The organism is Actinoplanes sp. CA-142083, from assembly GCF_050942195.1.
Taxonomy (GTDB): Bacteria; Actinomycetota; Actinomycetes; order Mycobacteriales; family Micromonosporaceae; genus Actinoplanes.
This window is the reverse complement of sequence record NZ_CP192076.1, coordinates 6,345,596-6,367,496: the sequence shown is the minus strand read 5'-3', so window position 1 is coordinate 6,367,496 and position 21,901 is coordinate 6,345,596. Positions and strand designations below refer to the sequence as shown.

Here is a 21,901-nt window from a genome sequence, read left to right as displayed (position 1 = left end):
TTACCCGCATGATCGAGGGTACGGTGGTCGGCGGTCCGGCAGCCCCCCATCGTCCATCCGGCCGATCTGACGGATCACCGCCTAATCGCCGCATGCGGCGAACCGGGGACCCGAGTAGTCGGGGTGAAGCCGCAGTCCCCCTGCGGCCGGGCGCGCTTCCCGCCCGAACCCGTCAGCTAACCCGGTCGGCGGCGCGAGGGAAGAAGGGATAACGCACCTACGTGAAACGGATTGGGGCGCGCCGCGCCGCAGTTCTGCGCAGCATCGTCTGCGCCGTCGCCGCGGTCGGGATCGTTCTCACCGGCCCGTCCGTAGCGCACGCAGCACCCGACCCGGCCACCGTCGAGGCCGAGATCGACAAGCAGTGGAACCAACTCGAGCCGGTCATCGAGCAGTACAACGACGTGCACGGCAAACTGCTCAAGAACCAGGCTCAGCTGAAGAACCTCACCAAGCAGCTCACCCCGCTCCAGGTGCAGGTGGACGTCGCCCTTTCTCAGGTTCGCGGCATGGCGGTCGACGCGTACAAGCAGGGCGCGCCGAACGCTTTCAACGCCATGATCGTGAGCGGGTCGCCCACCGGGCTGACCGACAAGCTGACCTATCTCGATCAGCTCGCTCGGCACCAGCAGGACCAGATCGCCGGGGTCGCGAAACTTCGCGACAAGTACGCCGGCATGAAGTCCGACCTGGACGTGCTGACCAAGTCCATCGCGGCCCGCGATGCCGACCTGGCCAAGCAGAAGGCCGCGATCCAGAAGAAGATCGACAGCCTGCAGAAGCTGCGGATCCAGGCGTACGGCTCGGCGGGCGAGGCCGACGGCCCGTACAAGACCGGACCGTGCCCCGTCACCTACACCAACGACAAGGGCGGCCGAGCGGCGCAGAAGGCATGCGACCTCATCGGCAAGCCCTATGTCTTCGGTTCCGACGGACCGAACAGTTACGACTGCTCGGGCCTGACGAAGGAGGCGTGGGCCAGCGTGGGGGTGCATCTCGAGCACTACACGAAGGACCAGTGGAACGAGGGCAAGGCCGTGTCCCGGAACGAGCTGCAACCGGGTGACCTGGTCTTCTACTACCCCGGAAGCCTCCATCACGTCGCCATCTACATCGGCGGCGGCATGGTGGTGCACGCCCCGCACACGGGTGACCATGTACGGATGGCGACGATCGAACGGGGACCGATCGCCGGCTACCGGCGACCGGGCTGAGATCCGGAACACGAAGAAGGGCCGCCGGAAGGCGGCCCTTCCGCGTATCTAGCGGCTCGCCGTGTCGCGGGCAACCGGGAAACCTGCCGTCAGTCCATGGGCGGCGGGGCGGCCTCCCGCACACGGTGGTGCCGGTAGAGCTTCGCCAGCAGCGTGGTCAACTGCTCGCGCTCCACCCGGTCGAGGGGCTCGAGCAGCTCCTCCTGGATGGAGCCGACCTGCCGGGCCAGCTGCTCCGCGCGCGCCCGCCCGCCGTCGGTGATCGTGATGATGTTGCGGCGGCGGTCGTCGGGGCTGGGCACACGCTGGACGAAACCATCGGCCTCCAACTCGTTGAGGGCCTTGACCATGTCACTGAGGTGGATGCCCACGCGCCGCCCGAGGTCGGCCTGGCTGGCCGGGCCCTCGGTGGCCAGCGAGGAGAGCACGCGGTAGTGGTACCCGCGGGCGCCGACATCCGCGAACCGGGCGCTGACCATGCGCCCCGCAAACCCGGCGGTCTGGGTCAGCAGCCAGCTGGGCAGGTGCTCCACGCTCTCCACGTGAGCAGCATAACATTTGCGCTCCTAACGTTAGTGGACCTAACGTTAGGAGCATGAACGAATTCAGCGTGCACGTTCCGCAAGCAGAGCTCGACGACCTGAACGAGCGGCTGGCCCGCACCCGCTGGCCCGACGAGCTGTCCGGCGCCGGCTGGGACTACGGCATCCCGCTCGACCGGGTGCGGCAGCTCGCCGACGCCTGGCAGAAGCTCGACTGGCGCGCCCACGAGGCGCGGCTCAACGCGTACCCGCAGTTCACGACCACAATCGACGGCGAGAACATCTGGTTCTTGCATATCCGCTCGGCGTCGCCGGACGCGATCCCGCTGATCCTCACTCACGGCTGGCCCGGCTCGGTGGTCGAGTTCCTCGACCTGATCCCGCTGCTCACGCCGCGTTTCCACCTGGTGATCCCGGCGATTCCGGGCTTCGGATTCTCCGGGCCCACCCGCTCCCGCGGCTGGGGCCAGCAACGGGTGGCGCAGGCCTGGGTGAGACTCATGGCCGATCTCGGGTACGAGCGTTACGGCACCCAGGGCGGGGACTGGGGCTCTGGCATCTCGCGCCTCGTGTCCGCCGCCGACCCGGCTCATGTGATCGGCGTGCACATCAACTTCATGCCGACCGGGGGCGCCTACGACGGGAAACTTTCGCCGCTCGACGCCGAACGGCTCGAGAAGACCCTGAAACTGGCCGCCAATCGCCACCCGCATCAGGTGCTGTTCGCGGCGGCGCCACAGACCATCGCGTACGCGTTGAACGACTCCCCGGTAGGCCAGCTCGCCTTCCTCGCGGAGAAATTCTCGCAGTGGGCCGACCCGGCCCATCCGATCCCGGACGAGGTGATCCTGACCGACGTCATGCACTACTGGATCACCGGCACGGCCGGGTCGTCGTCGCGCCTGGTCAAGGAGAGCGGCCTCGGCAGCGGTCCGGTGCCGTGCCCGGTCCCGATCGGCATCGCGGTCCTCCCCAAGGACATCGTCCAGCCGGTCCGTCCCCTGGTGGACCTGCGTCACGACGTCCGGCAGTGGACCGAGTTCCCGTCCGGCGGGCACTTCGCGGCGCTGGAGGTGCCCGAGCTGCTGGCGGCGGACATCACGTCGTTCTTCCACGAGGCCCTGTGACCGCGCCGCGATCTTGTCAGGGGGCGCGGGCATAATTTGCTGTCATGAGCGACTCGCCCCTCATCGACAGCCTGAGCGCCGCCGTCGAGGCCCGGCCCGACGACCTGACGCTCCGGCTCCACCTGGCCGAGCTGCTGGTGGGGGCGGGCCGCGGCGCCGAGGCGATCGGCCACGCGGCCCAGGTCCTCGCCCGCGAGCCGGGCAACGAGACCGCCCAGCGCCTGATGACCTCGGCGCTGGGCGGCCCGGCGCCGGCCGAGTCGCCGGCGCGGGAAAAGCCGGCCGCTGAAAAGCCCAAAGGCGACGACACCGTCGACTGGGCGGCCATGGAGCAGGATCTCGGCGACATCGTGCCGCCGAGGTTCGCCAAGGCCGACGACGAGCCCGACCCCGTGCGGGGCCACGCCGACCGCACCTTCGACGTCGAGCGGTCCACCATCACCCTCGCCGACGTCGGCGGCATGCAGGAGGTCAAGAAGCGCCTCGAGGTCTCCTTCCTCGGCCCGCTGCGCAACCCCAAGCTGCGCAGCCTGTTCGGCAAGAGCCTGCGCGGCGGCCTGCTGCTCTACGGCCCGCCCGGCTGCGGCAAGACGTTCCTGGCCCGGGCCGTCGCCGGCGAGATGGGCGCCGCGTTCATCTCGCTGTCCATCACCGACGTGTTGAACATGTGGGTCGGCAGCTCCGAGCGCAACCTGCACGACCTGTTCCAATCGGCCCGCGGCCACGCGCCCTGCGTGCTGTTCCTCGACGAGATCGACGCGCTCGGCCACAAGCGCAGCCAGCTCAACTCGTCGTCCATGCGCACCGTCGTCAACCAGCTGCTGACCGAGCTCGACGGGGTCGACGGCAACAACGACGGCGTCTTCGTGCTGGCGGCGACGAACGCCCCGTGGGACATCGACTCCGCGCTGCGGCGGCCCGGCCGGCTCGACCGTACGCTATTGGTGTTGCCTCCCGACAAGGCCGCACGCGCCGCGATCCTGGAGTATCACCTGCGCGACCGCCCGGTCGCGGGCATCGACCTCGGCAAGGTCGCGGATGCGACCGAGAACTACTCGGGCGCCGACCTGGCGCACGTCTGCGAGACCGCCGCCGAGTTCGCGATGCGCGACTCGATCGCCACCGGCGAGATCCGCATGATCTCCCAGCACGACATGCTGGCCGCCGCGCGCGAGGTGCGGCCGTCGACCGACGCGTGGTTCTCCACCGCCCGCAACGTCGCGATGTTCGCCAACGAGTCGGGGGAGTACGACGACCTCGCGGCGTACCTGAAGAAGCGCAAGCTCCGATGAGATGACCGACTCCTATCGGCGCGCCCACCACCTCGCCCAGGCCGGGCGGTACGAGGACGCCGAGCGGATCGTCCGGGCCGGGCTCGCCGAGGAGCCCGGCGACGGCCGCCTGCTCACCCTGCTCGCGTCGGTGCTGCGGATGCGCCGCGAGTATCCCGCCGCCCTCGCGGCGGCCGAGTCCGCCGTCGCCGCGTCGCCGCATCTGGGCGACGCGCACGCCGAGCGTGCGGAAAACCTGATCCTGCTGATCCGCTCGAGGGACGCGGTCGCCGCCGCCACCGAGGCCGTCCGCCTCGACCAGCTCAGCGCCGCCGCCCACCTGGTGCTGGCCCGCGCCCTCGCCGCCGCTCACGACCACGAGGGCGCCCGCGCCGCCGCCGCGCGTGGCTTGAGCCTCGACCCGCGCTCGGTCGAGGGCCTGCTGACGGTCGCCGAGGTCGAGCGGGACGCCGGCAACCGGGAGGCCGCCACCGCCGCCGTGCGGGCGGCGCTCGCGATCGAGCCGGAGAACTCGTACGGCCGCTGGATGATCGCCATGATCGACGCCGAGCGGCTGCGGGTGCGCCGCTCGATGCGCGGCCTGCGCGACGTCGCCCGGATCAGCCCGGCCCGCCCCGACCTGATCTCGATGACCTGGCCGATCCGTGGTGTGCTCAGCGGCCTGCGCCGCGGCTTGTTCGTGGGCGCCGTCATCGTCTGCGCGCTGCTGCTGGTGGGCCACTGGTGGTGGTCCCCGGCGGCGACTTTCGCCCGCATCGTCTCCGCCGTGCTGGCCGCCGTGCTGGCCGGTTTCGCCGCGCGGGTCCTGCTGCCCGCCGGCCGGCTGCCGTGGCGCTGCCTGCCGCTGCTGCCCGCGCTGATGCGGCGTTCGGGGTATGCGGCGTTCGCCGTGCTGGTCGTCGCGGTCGCCCTGCTGGTCCTGCACGCGGCGGCCGGTTGGTGGCCGGCGGCCGTGCTCGCCCTGGCCTTGGCGCCCGTCCTGTGGGCGCTCAGCCTGGTCGAGATGCTCGGCGCCGGCCTCGACGACCCGGGCATCCGGCACGCGCTGCGCAGCCTCGGCGGCGAGTTCCGCGAGTGGTGGGTCACCACCAAGCGCGATCTGCGGGACGCCTGGAAGGACGATCCGAAGAGCTGAGGATCACCTTTTTGAACCAACACCCCTCTGGGCGCGCTCCCACCAAGGAGGACACATGAGGGGGTGGCGGCTTGCTGCACGGCCGGAGCGACGAGATCGCGGTGCTGAACGGTCTGCTCGGCGCGGTACGGGACGGCCGCAGCGGCGCGCTGGTGCTGCGCGGCGAAGCGGGCGTGGGCAAGACCGCACTGCTGGACGCGGTGGCCGAGGCGGCCGGCGACCTGCGCGTCGTCCGGGTCACCGGCGCCGAGGGCGAGGCGGAGCTGCCGTTCGCCGCCCTGCACCAGCTGTGCGCGACGCTGCTGGACCAGCTCGACGGGCTGCCCGGGCCGCAGCGCGACGCCCTGTCCATCACCTTCGGCCTGCGCGAGGGGCCGGTGCCCAGCCCGTTCCTCGTCGCCATCGCGGTGCTGACCCTGCTCTCGGCGGCCGCGGCCGGGGACCGCCCGCTGCTCTGCGTCGTCGACGACGCCCAGTGGCTCGACCAGTCGTCGGCGCAGACCCTCGCGTTCGTGGCCCGCCGCCTGCAGGCCGAGCCGGTGCTCATGTTGTTCGCGGCCCGGGAGGTATCCGGTGGGCTGCGCGGCCTGCCCGAGCTCGCCGTCGCGGGCCTGCCCGAGCCGGACGCGCGGGCGCTGCTGTCCACTGTGGTCTGCCGACCTCTCGACGAGCGGGTCCGCGACGCGATCCTGGCCGAGGCCCGCGGCAACCCCCTCGCCCTTCTGGAACTGCCGCTCGGGCGGATCGACGTCGCCGGCGGCTACGCGCTGCCCGGGGCGCTCCCGCTGGCCGGCAAGATCGAGGAAAGTTTCCTGCGCCGCCTCGACGGGCTGCCGGTGAAGGTGCGCCTGCTCATGCTGGTCGCCGCGGCCGACCCGGTCGGCGACCCGACGCTGATGTGGCGCGCGGCCGGCCGGCTCGGGCTGGGCCGCGAGGTGACCGACGAGGCCGAGGCGACCGGCCTGCTGCGCATCGGGATCCGGGTGATGTTCCGGCACACCCTCGCGCGCTCGGCCGTCTACGGGTCGGCGGCGTCGGCGGACCGCCGCAAGGCCCACCTCGCGCTGGCCGAGGCGACCGACCCGCGAGCCGACCCCGACCGGCGGGCCTGGCACCGGGCCCGCGCGACCGAGGGCCGCGACGAGACGGTCGCCGCCGAGCTCGAGGCGTCGGCCGGCCGGGCGCGCACCCGCGGCGGGCTGGCGGCGGCCGCGGCGTTCCTGGAACGGGCGGCCGACCTCTCCGAGGACCCGTGCCGCCGCGCCGACCGGGAGCTGGCCGCGGCCCGGCTCAAGTACGAGGCCGGCGCGCACGAGCACGCACTGCGGCTGCTGGCCCGCGCCGCGGCAGGCCCGGCCGAGGAGCACCGCGACGCCCGTGTCGGCCGGCTACAGGCCCACCTGACGTTCCGCAGCGTCGAGGCGCCGGCCCAGCTGCTCGCCACCGCCCGCCGGCTCGAGCCGTTCGCCCCCGACAGCGCCCGCGACACCTATCTGGACGCGTTCGTGGCCTCGGTCTACGCCGGCCGGTTCGCCGAGATCGGCCCGGCCCAGGTGGCCGCCGCGGCCCGGCACGCGCCGCCGCCCTCCGGACCCGCCCGGCCGCACGACCTGCTGCTCGACGGGCTGACCGCGTTCTTCGGCGACGGATACGAGGCCGGGACGCCGCCGCTGCGCCGCGCGCTGCAAGCGTTTCAGGGCGATCTGAACGACACCGACGCGCTGCGCTGGCTGATCGCCGCGGTCAACACCGCCTACGACGTGTGGGACGACGAGGCCTGGTCCGTGCTGTCCGCCCGCCAGGTGCGGCTGGCCCGGGCGGCGGGCGCGCTCACCGCGCTGCCGGTCGCCCTCAACCAGCGGATCTACCTCTGCGTGCACACCGGCGAGCTCGCCCAGGCGGCGGCGCTCGTGGAGGAGGCGGCGGCGGTCGCGCGGGCCACGGGGATCGCGCGGCCGCCGTTCGGCGCGGCGGTGCTGGCCTGCTGGCAGGGGGACGAGGCGGCCGCCCGGGATCTGATCCGGCACGCCGTCGAGCGGGGCACCGAGCGCGAGGAGGGGCACGGGCTGAGCATGGTGCAGCGGGCGGGCGCGGTGCTCGCCAACGCGCTCGGGCGGCACGAGCAGGTCCTGGTGGAGGCCGGGACAACTTTCGCGGACGGGGCGCTCGCCGAGGTGGTCGAGGCGGCCGCGAAACTCGGTGACCGGCCGCGCGCACGCCAGGCCCTGGAACGGCTCTCCCGGTCGACGAACGCCTCCGGGACGGCGTGGGGGCTGGGCATCGAGGCGCGGTCGCGGGCGCTGGTCAGCGACGGCGACGCCGCCGAGATGCTTTATCGCGAGGCCATCGAACGATTGGGCGGGTGCCGCGGCGCCATGCCGTTGGCCAGGGCACATCTCCTGTACGGGGAGTGGCTGCGCGCCGAGCAGCGGCGCGCCGACGCACGGGTGCAGCTGCGCGCCGCGTACGAAATCTTCGAAAGCGCCGGGGCCGCGGCCTTTGCCCGCCGCAGCAGCCGGGAGTTGCTCGCGGCCGGCGAGTCCATCGGGACCTCGTTGACGCGGACGGTGGGCCGGCCGGCGGAGCTGACCCCGCAGGAACGGCAGATCGCGCGGCGGGCCCGCGACGGCCGGTCGAACGCGCAGATCGCGGGGGAGTTGTTCCTCAGCTCGCGAACCGTGGAGTGGCATTTGCGCAAGGTTTTCGGAAAGCTCGGCATCGCCAACCGGCGGGAGTTGCGCGCGGCGCTGCCCGAGACTGCCGGCGTATTGATCCGGGGCTAGTTCCGCTCGCGTGCGTCCGGAAGGCTGGTCGCATGCTGCTGTTGTGCTTCGCCGTCGTCCTGCTGCTGGCCGTGCTGGTGTCGGCGCTGGCGAAGCGGACGATCCTGTCCACGGCCGTGTTGTTCCTGGCGGCCGGCATCCTGCTCGGCGCCGGAACCACCGGCGTGCTCGGGGTGCGCTCCGATTCCCCGATCGTCGGCACGCTGGCCGAGCTCGCGCTGTTCGCGGTGCTGTTCACCGACGGCATGCGGGTCGGCTGGGCGGACCTGCGCTCGGCGTGGCGCCTGCCCGGCCGCGCGCTCGGCTGGGGCCTGCCGCTGACCCTCGCGGTGACGGCCGTCGCGGCCCACTACGTCGCGGGCCTGGGCTGGGCGGAGTCGCTGCTGATCGGGGCGATCCTGGCCCCGACCGACCCGGTGTTCGCGTCGGCGCTGGTGGGCAACGACAAGGTGCCGGCCCGGCTGCGCCACCTGCTGAACGTGGAGTCGGGGGTCAACGACGGGCTGGCGCTGCCGTTCGTGATCGTCTTCCTGGCGGTCGCGGCCGGCGCCGACGACCTGCACCTGGGGGAGCTGGCCCTGGAGGTGTCGGGCGGCCTGGCGATCGGCGTGCTGATCCCGGTGGCGGCGATCCTGCTGGAGCGCACCCGGTTCTTCGCCGCCTCGGTCGCCTACGAGCCGCTCAACGGGTTCGCCATCGGGCTGCTCGTGCTGGCGGTCGGCGAGGTGACGCACGCCAACCTGTTCCTGGCGGCGTTCGCGGCCGGCATCACGGTGGCGACCTTCGGGCCGCGGCAGCGCGCGACGTTCGAGCACTTCGGGGAGAACATCGCCGAGCTGCTCAAGCTGGCGGCGCTGCTGGTGTTCGGCGCGCTGATCTCGCCGGGCTTCCTGGCCGAGATCTCGTGGCAGGGCTGGGTGTTCGCGATCCTGGCGATCTTCGTGGCCCGGCCGGTCGCCCTGTGGCTGTCGTTTTTGCGGTCCGGGCTCGATCTGAAGGAGCAGGCCGCGGCGATGTGGTTCGGCCCCAAGGGTTTCGCCTCGGTGGTCTACGCGCTGCTGGTGCTGGAGTCCGGCATCACCGCGGCGGACACGATCTTCCATCTGGTCGCGCTGACGATCGTCCTGTCGATCGTGCTGCACTCCTCGACCGACGTCGTGGTGGCGCGCGCCTTCGACGACGAGGCCGACACGCCGGCCTGGCACGGTGTCCTGCGGCGCACGCTCGGCTCGGCCCGTCGCGGCGGAGGACTACGGTGAGGTCATGCGCGCTGGCGATGTGGCGAGGCCGTTCAGCACCGTGACCGAGCAGACCCCGGCCCGTGAGGCGGTGAAGGTCCTGGCCGCGCAGGACCTGCCCGGCCTCGTCGTGGTGGACGGACGCGGACGGCCGCTGACCGTGCTGGCCGGGACCCAGGTGCTGCGGATGGCGCTGCCGTCGTACTGCCAGGACGACCCCGCGCTCGCCCGGGTCATCGACGAGAGCGCCGCCGACCTGATCTTCGACGGGCTGGGCGACCGCACGGTGGCCGAGCTGCTGCCCCGCACCCGCCCGGAGCTGCCGGCGGTGGCCCCGGAGGCGACCGTGCTCGAGGTCGCCTCGGTGATGGCCCGGTCCAACGTGCCGCTGGTCGCGGTGGTCGGCGCCGACAAGGTCATGCTCGGTGTGATCACGCTGGACGGGCTGCTCGACCGGATGCTCGGCACGTGACGGACGGCGGCGTCAAAGAACGAAGAATCGCAGCCACAGGTACGGGACGGCCAGCGCGACCGAGATGACGGTGACGATCAGACCGTACTTGGTGAAGCCCCAGAACGAGATGCGATGCCCCGCCCGTTCGGCGATCCCGAGCACGACGACGTTCGCCGAGGCGCCGACCGCGGTGGCGTTGCCGCCCAGATCGGCGCCGATCGCCAGGGCCCACCACAGCACCTGCGCCTTGTCGAGGCCGCCCTCGGCCCGCACCAGCTCGGCGACGATCGGGCTCATCGTCGCCACGTACGGAATGTTGTCGACGATCGCCGACAGCCCGGCCGAGGCCCAGAGCAGCAGCAGGGTCGCCGGCCAGAGCTTGCCCTCGACCGCGCCGGTCGCGGCGCGGGCGAGCGTGTCGATGACGCCGGTGGCGACCAGCGCGCCGACCATGACGAACAGGCCGGCGAAGAACACCAGGGTCGGCCATTCCACGTCCTTGGCGACCTCGGTGGCGTCCAGCCGCGACAGCGCGAGCAGCAACAGGCCGCCGAGCAGCGCCACCACCGACGGCTCGAGGCCGAGCAGGGTGTGCAGGCTGAACGCGGCGAGGACCAGGGCCAGGACGGACAGGCTGATGACGACCAGCCGGCGGTCGCGGATCGCGTCGGCCTCGCGCAGCGCCATGATGCGCTCGGCCCGCGCGGCGTCGTAGCGGAACGCCGAGCGGAACATCACCCGGCACAGCAGGATCAGAACGACCAGCACCACCACGATGAACGGCGCCAGCACCGACAGGAAGTCGTTGAAGGCCAGCCCGGAACGGCTGGCGATGATGATGTTCGGCGGGTCGCCGACCAGGGTCGCCGTCCCGCCGATGTTCGACGCCAGCACCTCGGCGATCAGAAATGGCTCCGGCGGCACCCCGAGCCGCTCGCACACCAGCAGCGTCACCGGCGCGACCAGCAGCACGGTGGTCACGTTGTCGAGCCCGGCCGACACCACACCGGTGACCACCAGCAGGATCACCATGACCGGGAACGGGCGGCCGCGGGCGCGCTTGGCGCTCCAGATCGCCACGTACTCGAAGACGCCCGTGCGCTTGAGCACGCTGACGATCAGCATCATCCCCAGCAGCAGGAAGATGACGTTCCAGTCGATGCCCGCGTCCTCGGAGAAGAAGGCGTGCTCGGCGTTCGTCGCCCCGATCGCCAGCATGATCGACGCCCCGCCGAGGGCGACCGCCACCCGGTTGACCTTCTCGGTGGCGATCAGCAGGTAGGCCGACGCGAAGATCGCCACCGCGATCCAGGCCAGCGTGCTCACCCGCGCGCCCCCTCTGCCGGACAGCCGTCATCGACCGCCGACCAGGCTTCCCGGCACACCTGAGATCAAACTATCAGCGGTGGCCGGGCAGCCGGGTCATCCGGTCAGCAGTTGCGCAACTCCGGCGACTGGTTGAGCAGCTGGCCGCGCGGCGACACGAACGCCTGGTAGCGATCGTTGCCGACCGCGTCGTAGGAGAACGCGGCGACGCGGTGGCAGTTCTGGAACGCGAGTTTCGCGCCGAAATGACGCTCGAGGCCGCCGCGGATGGAGTCGCTGGCCAGCGCGCGCAGCAGCTGGCCGCGCTCGCGATCGGTGGGCGGCGGGATCTCGTGGTCGGCGAAGTCGCCGCCGCCGGAACGCAGGTCGGTCATCACCTTGCTGACGACCTCCCACGCGTAGGGGAGGGACTCGCGCACGCAGGCGACGAACTCCTCGTCGGAGACGGGCCCCCGCTCGGCGGTGGCGAGCAGGGTCGGGGAGACGTTGAGTGACATTGGTTTTCCTTTCCATCAGGAACGCTTGCGACCATCCTGTTGGAAACGATTCCCATTAGCAAGTGGGGATCACCCGTTCGGTACGCTGCTGTCATGACGGACGTCGACTGGCCCGAGTGCCGCAATGCCCGTGACCTCGGCGGACTGCCCACGATGGACGGAACGGTCACGAGCAAGGGCGTGCCTCTACCGGACGGACGCGCTGTGCCTGCTGACCGAGGCGGGCGTGGCGGCGGTGCGCAAGGCCGGCGTCACCCGCATCATCGACCTGCGCTGGCAACGGGAGCTCGACGCGGAGCCCGGGCCGTTCGCCGGCGACCCGATCTACCGGCACGTGCCGATGCTCGAGGACGTCCTGTCGTACGAGGTGCGGCACGAGACGTACGGGCCGATGCTCGACTTCAACCGCGAGCGGATCGCGGCGGCCTTCGCCGCGCTGGCCACCGCGCCCGCCGGCGGCGGCGTGATCGTGCACTGCCAAGGGGGACGCGACCGTACGGGTGTGCTCGTGGCGCTGGCCCTGGCGGTGGCCGGCGTGTCCGCCGAGGAGATCGTCGCCGACTACGGCCGGTCCCCGGAACGGCCGCCGATCGCGATGGCCAACACCCTGGAGCACCTGGAGTCGCGCTACGGGGGCGCGTTCGCCTACCTGCGCGAGATCGGCGTGAGCGCGGAGGACGTCGAGGCGGTCAGGGTGCGGCTGAGGTCGTGACCGGGGCCGCCTCGCGCGTCTCCCATTTCTGCTCGATGCGACCGTAGCGCCACACCAGCAGCGCCACCGCCCAGGTGAGCACGAACAGCCCGACGATCACGAAACCGACGTAGTTCAGGTCGAGCCCGCCGATTGCGGCGAGCGGCCCGGTCGTGATGTGCAGCTTGTCGGTGACGATCGAGACCAGCTCGATGGTGCCGATGATGAGCGCGACCGCGACCGAGAGCCCGGTGATGGTGAGGTTGTAGTAGACCTTGCGCACCGGTTTCGCGAAAGCCCACCCGTACGCGAAGTTCATGAAGCAGCCGTCGATCGTGTCGAGCAGGCTCATCCCGGCCGCGAACAGGACCGGCAGGGTGAGGATCGCGTACCAGGGCAGCGCGAAAGCGGCAGCGCCGCCGGCCAGCACGAGCAGCGAGATCTCCGTGGCGGTGTCGAAGCCGAGGCCGAAGAGCAGCCCGATCGGGTACATCTGCCACGGATTGGTGACCGCCCCGGTGGTGCGCGACAGGATCCGGTTGAGGAAACCCCGGTTGTTCAGGTGCGCCTCGAGCTGCGCCTCGTCGAAGCTTCCCGCCCGCATCTTGCGGAAAACTTTCCAGATGCCGACCAGCAGCACCAGGTTGATGATCCCGATGACGTACAGGAAGACGCCGGAGACGCTGACCCCGATCACGCCGGTGATCCGCTGCAGCGTGGACGAGTCGCTCTCCACCTGGCCGGCGAGCGACTTGACGCCCAGGCCGAGCAGGAGGCAGAGGAAGAAAACCACGCTGGAGTGGCCGAGCGAGAACCAGAAACCCACCGACAGCGGGCGCTTCTCGTTCGCCATCAACTTTCGCGTGGTGTTGTCGATCGCGGCGATGTGGTCGGCGTCGAAGGCGTGCCGCATGCCCAGCGTGTAGGCGGTGACGCCGAGCCCGACGCCGTACACGCCCGCCGCGCCGACCTGGTAGTGCGCCGGCACGATCACGAAGAACAGCAGGCCCCAGCCGACGACGTGCAGCAGCAGGATGAACGCGCTCATCCCGCCGAGGCTCGCCCACCCCTTCGGCCCGACGGCAGCGCGTACGCGTCCGCGGGTCAACGCCGAGTTCGCCACGATCAACCTCCCACGCGACAGTCTTGCTGTTGCCAGGGTTTGGCAACAGCTTGGCAGCGAGGGAAGTGGCTAGCCTCACGCCGCGGTTCATTCGGCGCGCGGGAGGCGGCGGATGGGTCAGACCTGGCGGCTCCACTGCATCGACAGGCCCGTGACCGCCCGCTCGGTGCGGATCTCCAGGAGATTTCCCAGGATGGTGGCCCGGTCGAAGACCAGCGCGCGATCGTCGAGCCCGAAAGTGACGCGATCCGACACGAAAGCCGGCGTGCCCTCCGGGTGCCCGAGCAGATCGGCGGTCACCGTGTCGAGCACCCCCGGACGCACGACCTCCGAGGCCCGGTGCACGACGATGCCGCGGTCGGCCAGCGCCGCATAGAGCGAGGTCCCACTGAGATCCACCTCAGCAAGATCAACCCCGGTGATCCACGACAATTGGTGTACGGCGGGGCGGCCCGCCAGAAGACGCAGTCGCTCGAGCCGCACCACTCGGTCGGTGTCCCCGCCGAGCTGTGCCGCGACCCAGGAGGGTGGCTTGCGGACGGCCTGCCCGAGGATTTGCGTGCTTACGGTCTGGCCCTGGGCTCGCAGGTCCTCGGCGAACCCGCGCAGCGAGTCGAGGCGGTAGGCCGCGCGCGGCTCGGTCACGAAAGTTCCCCGGCCCGGTTGCTGCGAGAGGAGCCCGTCGTCCTCGAGTTTCCGCAGCGCCTGCCGCAGCGTCGCGAGGGTCACCCCGTAGGCGGCGCTGAGCTCCTTCTGCGGCGGCAGCGCCGACCCGGGCGCCAGCTCCCCACCCCGGATCTTGGCGGCGAGCTCGGCGGCGATGGCCTGGTATTTAGGGGTACGCGGCGCGGTCAGCGCATCCTCCCGGCGAGAAGGTCCGGCATGCGGGATCGATCGCCCCGCGTGCCAGACCCTAGTCGAGGCCACCCGCACAGTCCGCAACGCGCCGCGCGCCCATGTCGACGCGACACCGTCAACATGGGCGGTCTGACGTCAATCCAGTGCTGCCCGCAGGGCGGCGACATCGTCGCCCAACTCGCCGGGGCCGGCGCCGTCGAGAACCCGGCGCATCAGCGCCGACGCCACCACCGCCCCGTCGGCGTGCGCGGCGGCCGCGGCGGCCTGGGCCGGCGTCGACACCCCGAAGCCGATCAGCACCGGCAAGCCGGTGACCGCCTTGACCCGGCCGGCCAGGCGGGCCGCCGCATCGTCGAGGGCTTCACGCTCGCCGGTGGTGCCCATCAGGCTGACCGCGTACACGAACCCGCGACTGCGGGCCCCGATCTCGGCCAGCCGATCGTCGGGCGTGACCGGCGCCGCCAGGAGAATCAGCGCGATCCCGGCCTCGGCCGCGGCCAGCTCGACGGCAGCCGCCTCGTCGACTGGCAGGTCCGGGACGATCAGCCCGGTCACGCCGACCGCGGCCAGCCGCCGGCAGAACGCTTCCGGCCTCTGCCGGAACACCAGATTGGCGTAAGTCATCACGATAAGAGGGACGTCAACCTTTATTTCCGACAAGTTGCCCAGGATCGACTCGATCGTGGCGCCGCGGGACAGCGCGCGATCGGACGCCTGCTGGATGGTCACGCCGTCGAGCATCGGGTCCGAGAAAGGCAGCCCGATCTCGATGGCGTCCGCCCCGGCCGCCGCATAGGCGAGGACGTAATCCGTCCAGTCGTCCGAGATCCCGCCGGTCACGTATGGAACGAGGGCTTTCCCGCCCCGGCCGGCCAAGGCGCGCAACCCCTCGAATCCGGCGGCCGGCGCCGTCACCGGTGGCTCTGTCGCGCCGGCTGCGAGCGCCGGCTCGGCTGCGTCTGCGTTTGCCGCGCGAGAGGAGGCGTACGAAATCATGCCGCGACTCCCTCGCTCAGCGTGACCATGTCCTTGTCGCCGCGGCCGGAAAGCGTGAGCAACACGCTCGACCCGGCCGGAAGGTCGGCGGTGCCGGCCGCCCGCAGCACCCACGCCACCGCGTGCGCCGACTCGAGCGCGCAGATGATCCCCTCGCTGCGCGCGAGCCGCCGCAGCGCGACCACCACCTCGTCGTCGGTCACCGTCCGGTACTCGGCGCGGCCGATCGAACCCAGGTACGCGTGCTCCGGCCCGATGCCCGGGTAATCGAGCCCGGCCGCGATCGACGTCGCCTCGGCGACCTGCCCTTCCTCGTCCTGCAGCACCATCGAGCGCGCGCCGTGCACCACCGCGGGCGAGCCCGACGTCATCGCCGCGCCGCCGGTCGCCTCGACCCCGACCAGTCGCGCGGAAGTTTCCACGAAACCCGCGAAAGTTCCCGCCGCGTTGGAGCCGCCGCCCACGCACGCCACCACCACATCCGGCGTGGCGGGGACCTGCGCGCGCGCCTCCGAACCGATCACGGTCTGCAAAGACCGGACCATCCACGGGTACGGGTGCGGCCCGCCGACCGAGCCGAGCAGGAAGTGCGCGTTGTCCACGTCGGACACCCAGGCCCGCATCGCCTCGTTGGTCGCGTCCTTGAGGGTCTGGCTGCCGCTGGTCACCGGCACGACCGTGGCGCCGAGCATCTCCATGCGGAAGACGTTGAGGCGCTGGCGCTCGATGTCGCGCGAACCCATGAAAACTGTCGCGGAAAGCCCGAGCAGCGCGGCCGCCGTCGCCGTGGCCACCCCGTGCTGGCCGGCGCCGGTCTCCGCGATCAGGCGGGTGCGTCCCATGCGGCGGGCCAGCAGCGCCTGCCCGAGCACGTTGTTGATTTTGTGGCTGCCGGTGTGGGCGAGGTCCTCGCGCTTGAGCCACAGCGAGATGCCGAGTTGCGCGGAAAGATTCGCGGCCGGCGTCAGGGGAGTGGGCCGGCCGGCGTAGACCGCGAGCAGCGAGTCCAGCTCGTCGCGGAAAGTTTTGTCGCTCCAGGCCGCACCGAACGCGGCGGCCAGCGCGGAGCACGCCGGCACCAGGGACTCAGGGACGTACCGGCCGCCGAACGAGCCGAACCGGCCCGCGGACGGCTCCGCCATGAGCGTCATCGCAACCTCCAACAGTTATAGAACTCTCCGCCACAGTGTTGCACGATGTGGCGGAGAGTTCTAGAACTATGTGGTGGTTACTTGGCGGCGGCCTCGTACAGCTTCTCCGGGGTCACCGCGCCCGCGAACACCCGGCCGTCGTCGGTGACCAGCACCGTGAACAGCGGCCCGGCGAACTGGTGCCCGCTGCCCCACGATCCGCTCACCGCCGGCAGCATGTTCACGATGCCGCTGAGCTGCTGGCTCTCGGTGGCGTCCGAGGAAGGCTTCGGCAGCTTGGCCTCGACGATCGACGTCCAGCCCTCGCCGATGACCTGCGGCTGGTCGGCCTCGTGCGCCTTGGCCGCCTTCTCCGCCTCGGCCTTGTGCTCGGCCGCCAGACCGGAGGCGTCGCCCTCGGTCACCTTGGTGCCCGGCGGCGGGTTGAACTTGAACTGCTCCGCGTCCGGCACCGCGAAGCTGATCTGCTGGAACGCCACCCGCACGGCCGGGCTGGTCGCGTTCTTCGCGTACACGTCGACGCGCAGCGGGATGTGGTGCTCGGCGTCGACCGCCAGGCGCACCTGACCGATCAGCGACGCCGTGTCCTTGGGGCTGAGCACCAGCTCGTACGCGTCACGGCCGGCCACCTTGGCCGCGCCCGTCGTCGTCACCGTGGTGGTCGGGTCGATCGCGGCGAGAGCCGCGTCGGCCGCCTCCTGCGGCGTCTGCGGAAGCTCCGCCACCGGGCTCTTCTCGGTCGCCCCGGCCGGCAGCTTCAGGTGATTGGCCTGCTGATCCTTGCTGTTCCACAGCCAGACGTCATTGCCGTTACGGATGACGTCCGTCTCGCCCTGGGTGCCGACCAGCGCGAGGCGCATCTTCTCCTCGCCGGCGTACCACACGCGGGCCGTGTTGCTGCCCGCGAGGACGCTGGTCAGATCGCCCGCGCCGGACTTGGTGTTGCCGGCCAGCGACGCGATGGCCGGCAGGCCGAGGTCGGCGCTCTCGACGATGGTGCCGGACAAGCCGTCGACCTTGGCGGTCTGGATGTCGACGAGCAACTGGGCCGCGCTGCGATCCGGCAGCGACGGGTCCGCGCTCGCGACTATCGTTCCGGCCGCTGCGCCACCCCCGATGACGATGACCGCGGCGGCGGAGGGCACGAGCCAGCGGAGTGCTGGCCTGGACCTGAACACGGACACGATGTCCACCTCCCGTTCTCTGCCACCAAGACTGCGACGGGACCGCTGTGACGTCGCTGAGAGCTTCCCCTAGGGGTGGCACCCCACGTGTAAAGGTAGTCCTCGTGCGGTTGCTGGTGGTGGAGGACGAGGCGCGCCTTGCGGCGGCCCTGCAGCGCGGCCTGCAGGCGGAAGGTTTCGCGGTGGACGTGGCCGGCGACGGCCAGGACGGTCTCGAGATGGCCCGCCACGGCGGGTACGACGCGATGATCCTGGACGTCATGCTGCCGCGCCTGAGCGGGTACCGCGTGGTGCGCCAGCTGCGCGCCGAGCGCAACTGGGTGCCGGTGCTGATGCTCTCGGCCAAGGACGGGGAGTACGACCAGGCCGACGGCCTCGACTGCGGCGCCGACGACTACCTGACGAAACCTTTCTCGTACATCGTGCTGCTGGCCCGCCTGCGGGCGCTGCTGCGCCGCGGCGCCCACGAGCGCCCGCCGGTGCTCAGCCACGGCGACATAGAGCTCGACCCGGCCGAGCGCCGCGTGCTCGTCGCCGGCGGCGAGGTCGTTCTCACCACCCGCGAATTCGCCCTGCTGGAATACCTCATGCGCCGTCCCGGCGAGGTGGTCAGCAAGATCGAGCTGCTCGACCACGTGTGGGACGCCGCCGTCGAGACCGCCCCCAACGCGGTCGAGGTGTATGTGGGGTATCTCCGCCGCAAGATCGGCCGCGAGCGCCTCGAGACCGTGCGCGGCGCCGGCTACCGCCTGTCGGGCAGCTGACGTGCGCCGGCCCCGCGAGTTCAGCCTGCGGTCCCGCCTGGTGTGGCTCACCGTCATCGTGGTCACCGCGGGCCTGGCCGCCGGCGGTGTGCTGCTGGTCGGAGTGCTCAACTACGCGCTGCTGCGAGCGGTCAACGCCGAGGCCCTCGACACCGCCACCAGCGTCGCCAAGCTCGTCGACCAGCACCAGCTCAGCCAGCCCATCCCGGTCAACCCGGCCATGCAGGTGCAGGTGGTCGACAGCCAGGGGCGGGTCCTCGCGGTCTCGGCCGGCGCCGACCGGCTCATCCCGATGCTGCACGACGACGAACTGCGCGGCCTCAAGGACGGCGAGGTCACCGAGATCCCCGGCAACCGGATCGGCCTGGACGGCAACGCCCGCGTCGTGATGAAGGTGGCCGGCCCGCCCAGCGACCCGGTGCGGGTGCTGGTGGCCCGCTCGACCGACGACCTCAGCCAGGGCGTGCACATCCTGCGGGTCACGCTGCTGATCGCGTTCCCGCTGCTGGTCGGCATGCTCGCGGTGGTCATGTGGCGGATCCTGGGCGCCGCGCTGCGCCCGGTCGACGCGCTGCGCGCCGGCGCCGAGGAGATCACCGGCGGCACCCGGCACGGCCGCCTGCCGCTGCCCGAGTCGCGCGACGAGATCTACCGGCTCGCCGTGACGCTCAACGGCATGCTCTACCGGCTCGACTCCGCCCGCGCCCGGCAGCGGGCATTCGTCGCCGACGCCGCGCACGAGCTGCGCAGCCCTCTGACGAACATGCGCACCGAGCTCGAGGTCGCGCAGCGCCTGCCCGACACCGACTGGCCGGCGCTCTCGGCCGACCTGCTCACCGACGTCGGCCGCCTGAGCCGCCTCGTCGACGACCTGCTGCTGCTGGCCCGCTCCGACGACGCCGCCCCGCCCGGCAAGCTCGCCGACGTCGATCTCGACGGCGTGGTCGCCGCCGTGGCGTCCCGCTACGAGGACGTCTGCTACGAGGGCCCGCCCGAGCCCGTGCGCGCCACTGTCGAGCCCGACGCGATCGGCCGGGTCGTGGCCAACCTGCTCGACAACGCCGAGCGCCACGCCCGGTCGCGGGTCACCGTCGAGGTGGCCGACGAGGGCGGGTACGCGCGGATCACCGTCCGCGACGACGGGCCCGGCATCTCGCCCGAGGACCGTGAGCGGGTCTTCGACCGGTTCACCCGCCTCGACGACGCCCGCGCCCGCGACGCCGGCGGCACCGGGCTGGGCCTGGCGATCGTGCGCGAGCTGGTGCGGCGGCACGGCGGCACGGTCACGCTGGGCGACGCCGCACCCGGTCTCCGCGTCGACGTGCGCTTGCCCGTCACCTGAAAGTTTCGTGGGAACTTTCCGGGAATCCGGGGCGACCAACGGAACGTGCGAACACTCATCAAGCGATCCGTCCTCGTGGCCGCCGTCGCGGGCGGCCTCACCCTCGCGCTGGCCGTCCCCGCGTCCGCGCACGTCACCGTCAACCCGAACACCGCCACCCCCGGCGGTTACACCAAGGTGACTTTCCGCGTCCCCAACGAAAGCGACACGGCGAGCACGACCAAGCTCGAGGTGAACCTCCCCGCCGACAAGCCGGTCGCCTCGGTCTCGGTCAAGCCGGTGCCGGGCTGGACCGCCGTCGCCGTGAAGTCCAAGCTCGCCACCCCGATCAAGGCCCACGACACCGAGATCACCGAGGCCGTCTCGAAGATCACCTGGACCGCCGACGGCAGCTCCGCCGTCAAGCCCGGCCAGTTCCAGGAGTTCGACGTCTCGCTCGGCCCGCTCCCCGACTCCGGCCAGATGATCTTCAAGGCGCTCCAGACGTACTCCGACGGCTCGATCGTCCGCTGGATCGACGAGCCCACCACCGACGGTTCCGAGCCCGAGCACCCCGCCCCCGTGCTCAAGCTGGCTGCCGCGGCCGCTCCGGCCGCCGCCGCTCCGGCCCCGGCCGACAGCGCTGACGAGTCGTCGAGCGGCACCAACGCCTACGGCATCGCGGGACTTGTCGCCGGCCTGATCGCCCTGGTCCTGGCCCTGCTCGCCTTCCAGCGCGCGGGCCGCAAGCCCGAGCTCGCCTCGCCTGCGGCATCGGAAGACAAGAAAGTTTCCGCTGGCAAGGCGTGATCCTTTCGCACTTTCGGACGTACGGGCGACGGAAAGTTACCGGCGCGGCGGACGGCCTGGGCGGCCCCTCGGGCCGTCGCCGGCCGTCCGGCCGCGTGGTGGGTTCAGCAATTCACGACGACATCGGTCGACGAGAGCAGCCGGGGCAGTTCCGCCTCGGCGAACCCGCTTTCCTGCCCCAGGGCGAGCTTCAAGGCGGTGGTCGCATCCAGGACCGCCATCCGCAGCAGGCACGGCTGAACCACGTCGCCGCCCCGGAACGCCACTGACGTGCACCCCCAGCGCTGCCCGTCGGAGGTGCAGGGCCCTTGCGGGTAGAACCGCCCGTCGTCGCCCGCCCGCGTCAGCGCCCACACCTCGACACCGCCGGTCGCGTTGGTGATCGAGCCCTGGGACTTGTCGAGATGCTCCATCCGGTAGCCGGACCGCGGGTAGGTGACGTCGAGGACCGGCGGCGGCCCGCCCGGACCCGCCGTCGGGGATGGCGGCGAGGGCTGGTCCGAGTTCCCCGTGTCCGGCCCCGGCGGAGTCGTCGTCGGGCCTGATCGACCCGGCCCGTTGGCGTCCCGGCCGCCCATGCCCGGCCCGTTGTCCCGGCCGTGGGCGTCTCGGCGGTCGGCGTCCCGGCCGTTTACGCCGGGAACGTTCCCCCCATGGCCGTTCGCGTCCCAGGCGTTCCCATCCGCGCCGTTCGTCCTCCCGCCGATCGCGCCCGGCCCGTTCGCGATCGCCGCACCGCCGCCCGTAGCCGCGATCGGATGATCCGCGATCGCTGTGCCGTTGCCGGGGTAGGGCGCGACCGTCAGGTTTCCGAGTCCGGGCGGAAAGTTCGTCGCGTGCGGGGTTTCCGTCGTGGCTGACGAGGCCCCCGGCGGAGGCGGCGCGGGCGACGGCGTGGGGCCGCCGTCGGGGAGCGTCACCGGGTTCGACGGCCCGTCCTCGCCCCGCAGCCCTTCGAGGACCGCCGCGCCGGCGAGCGCGAGCACGAGGATCGCGCCGATCGTCGCCGCGCCCTTCCGGGTGGCGCTGTACCGGCGGATCGTCAGGCTGATGAACAAGGCGATCGTCCCGCCGCCGGCGAACGCCAGCAGCAAGCGCCCGTCGACCTGGGCCAGCGAGTACAGATCGGCGATCGACCCGACGATGGCGAGCGCGAAAGCTATCGCCGTGATCGCCTCAAGCACGGCTCCCGAGTGGACGGCCGGCCCTCTCCGGCGCGCTTCCCCCGTCGCGGGCTGGTCGTCCCGGGAAGACGGCTCCGCCCCGGGCCGTGAGTCTCGCCCCGGTTGCTCCAGGCGCTGCGCGTCGTCCCGCTGCGCCGGCGTAGTCCCGGGCGGGGTGTCGCGCTGCGCCGGCGTTGCGCCGGGCGGGGTGTCGCGCTGCGCCGGCGTAGTC

20 protein-coding genes and 1 riboswitch are annotated in these 21,901 nt (G+C 71.8%); of the genes, 11 read left to right on the top strand and 9 right to left on the bottom strand.

Annotated elements, in window-relative coordinates:
- Positions 1-68: 68 nt before the first annotated feature.
- Positions 69-205, top strand: a riboswitch (cyclic di-AMP (ydaO/yuaA leader).
- Positions 206-221: 16 nt separating this feature from the next.
- Positions 222-1,214: an NlpC/P60 family protein gene (locus ACQPZX_RS29205; RefSeq protein WP_433361823.1), complete on the top strand. Its 993-nt coding sequence runs from the start codon at positions 222-224 to the stop codon at positions 1,212-1,214.
- Between the two features lie 89 nt (positions 1,215-1,303).
- On the opposite strand, the gene ACQPZX_RS29200 is transcribed toward ACQPZX_RS29205, so the two are convergent.
- The gene (locus tag ACQPZX_RS29200) at positions 1,304-1,756 is read right to left on the bottom strand and encodes a MarR family winged helix-turn-helix transcriptional regulator (RefSeq protein ID WP_433361820.1); all 453 of its coding nucleotides are present in this window, start codon (positions 1,754-1,756) and stop codon (positions 1,304-1,306) included.
- A 53-nt stretch (positions 1,757-1,809) separates the two neighbouring features.
- On the opposite strand from ACQPZX_RS29200, the gene ACQPZX_RS29195 reads away from it, so the two are divergent.
- The 6 genes from ACQPZX_RS29195 to ACQPZX_RS29170 all read left to right on the top strand — a co-directional run bounded on the left by ACQPZX_RS29195 (position 1,810) and on the right by ACQPZX_RS29170 (position 9,803).
- Complete coding sequence (locus ACQPZX_RS29195) at positions 1,810-2,883, top strand: epoxide hydrolase family protein (protein ID WP_433361817.1); 1,074 nt, start codon at positions 1,810-1,812, stop codon at positions 2,881-2,883.
- A gap of 44 nt (positions 2,884-2,927) precedes the next feature.
- Positions 2,928-4,175: an AAA family ATPase gene (locus tag ACQPZX_RS29190; protein WP_433361814.1), complete on the top strand. Its 1,248-nt coding sequence runs from the start codon at positions 2,928-2,930 to the stop codon at positions 4,173-4,175.
- Position 4,176: 1 nt separating this feature from the next.
- The gene (locus ACQPZX_RS29185) at positions 4,177-5,310 is read left to right on the top strand and encodes a tetratricopeptide repeat protein (protein ID WP_433361811.1); all 1,134 of its coding nucleotides are present in this window, start codon (positions 4,177-4,179) and stop codon (positions 5,308-5,310) included.
- Between the two features lie 71 nt (positions 5,311-5,381).
- Complete coding sequence (locus ACQPZX_RS29180; RefSeq protein ID WP_433361808.1) at positions 5,382-8,093, top strand: ATP-binding protein; 2,712 nt, start codon at positions 5,382-5,384, stop codon at positions 8,091-8,093.
- A gap of 32 nt (positions 8,094-8,125) precedes the next feature.
- Positions 8,126-9,352 (top strand): cation:proton antiporter, encoded by a 1,227-nt coding sequence (locus ACQPZX_RS29175; protein ID WP_433361805.1) that lies wholly within the window; start codon positions 8,126-8,128, stop codon positions 9,350-9,352.
- Between the two features lie 4 nt (positions 9,353-9,356).
- Positions 9,357-9,803: a CBS domain-containing protein gene (locus ACQPZX_RS29170; protein ID WP_433361803.1), complete on the top strand. Its 447-nt coding sequence runs from the start codon at positions 9,357-9,359 to the stop codon at positions 9,801-9,803.
- Between the two features lie 12 nt (positions 9,804-9,815).
- Here ACQPZX_RS29170 and ACQPZX_RS29165 read toward each other — a convergent pair whose 3' ends face one another.
- Both ACQPZX_RS29165 and ACQPZX_RS29160 read right to left on the bottom strand, forming a co-directional pair.
- Entirely contained in the window at positions 9,816-11,111 is a 1,296-nt protein-coding gene (locus ACQPZX_RS29165) for an SLC13 family permease (protein ID WP_433361800.1), read from the bottom strand.
- A gap of 104 nt (positions 11,112-11,215) precedes the next feature.
- Complete coding sequence (locus ACQPZX_RS29160; protein WP_433361798.1) at positions 11,216-11,608, bottom strand: SCO5389 family protein; 393 nt, start codon at positions 11,606-11,608, stop codon at positions 11,216-11,218.
- 124 nt (positions 11,609-11,732) lie between these two features.
- Between ACQPZX_RS29160 and ACQPZX_RS29155 the strand changes: the two genes are divergently transcribed.
- A complete protein-coding gene (locus tag ACQPZX_RS29155; protein ID WP_433361795.1) occupies positions 11,733-12,320 on the top strand; it encodes a tyrosine-protein phosphatase in 588 nt (195 codons plus the stop codon).
- On the opposite strand, the gene ACQPZX_RS29150 is transcribed toward ACQPZX_RS29155, so the two are convergent.
- The 5 genes from ACQPZX_RS29150 to ACQPZX_RS29130 all read right to left on the bottom strand — a co-directional run bounded on the left by ACQPZX_RS29150 (position 12,298) and on the right by ACQPZX_RS29130 (position 17,611).
- Entirely contained in the window at positions 12,298-13,347 is a 1,050-nt protein-coding gene (locus tag ACQPZX_RS29150; RefSeq protein ID WP_433361792.1) for a HoxN/HupN/NixA family nickel/cobalt transporter, read from the bottom strand. The genes ACQPZX_RS29155 and ACQPZX_RS29150 overlap by 23 nt on opposite strands.
- Positions 13,348-13,539: 192 nt before the next feature.
- Positions 13,540-14,349 (bottom strand): GntR family transcriptional regulator, encoded by an 810-nt coding sequence (locus tag ACQPZX_RS29145; protein ID WP_433361789.1) that lies wholly within the window; start codon positions 14,347-14,349, stop codon positions 13,540-13,542.
- A gap of 66 nt (positions 14,350-14,415) precedes the next feature.
- Entirely contained in the window at positions 14,416-15,195 is a 780-nt protein-coding gene (gene trpA, locus ACQPZX_RS29140) for a tryptophan synthase subunit alpha (RefSeq protein ID WP_433361786.1), read from the bottom strand.
- A gap of 77 nt (positions 15,196-15,272) precedes the next feature.
- Positions 15,273-16,427, bottom strand: a complete 1,155-nt coding sequence (gene trpB, locus ACQPZX_RS29135; RefSeq protein WP_433361783.1) for a tryptophan synthase subunit beta — start codon at positions 16,425-16,427, stop codon at positions 15,273-15,275.
- Positions 16,428-16,504: 77 nt separating this feature from the next.
- Positions 16,505-17,611, bottom strand: a complete 1,107-nt coding sequence (locus ACQPZX_RS29130; protein WP_433361780.1) for a LolA family protein — start codon at positions 17,609-17,611, stop codon at positions 16,505-16,507.
- Between the two features lie 104 nt (positions 17,612-17,715).
- Between ACQPZX_RS29130 and ACQPZX_RS29125 the strand changes: the two genes are divergently transcribed.
- Genes ACQPZX_RS29125 through ACQPZX_RS29115 form a run of 3 tightly spaced genes read left to right on the top strand, consistent with a single transcriptional unit; the run spans position 17,716 to position 20,506 of the window.
- A complete protein-coding gene (locus ACQPZX_RS29125) occupies positions 17,716-18,375 on the top strand; it encodes a response regulator transcription factor (protein ID WP_433361778.1) in 660 nt (219 codons plus the stop codon).
- A 1-nt stretch (position 18,376) separates the two neighbouring features.
- Positions 18,377-19,717, top strand: a complete 1,341-nt coding sequence (locus ACQPZX_RS29120; RefSeq protein ID WP_433361775.1) for an ATP-binding protein — start codon at positions 18,377-18,379, stop codon at positions 19,715-19,717.
- 45 nt (positions 19,718-19,762) lie between these two features.
- Positions 19,763-20,506: a YcnI family copper-binding membrane protein gene (locus tag ACQPZX_RS29115; RefSeq protein ID WP_433361772.1), complete on the top strand. Its 744-nt coding sequence runs from the start codon at positions 19,763-19,765 to the stop codon at positions 20,504-20,506.
- A 104-nt stretch (positions 20,507-20,610) separates the two neighbouring features.
- Here ACQPZX_RS29115 and ACQPZX_RS29110 read toward each other — a convergent pair whose 3' ends face one another.
- Positions 20,611-21,690, bottom strand: coding sequence for a hypothetical protein (locus ACQPZX_RS29110; protein ID WP_433361769.1), 1,080 nt, complete (start codon positions 21,688-21,690; stop codon positions 20,611-20,613).
- Between the last annotated feature and the right edge of the window lie 211 nt (positions 21,691-21,901).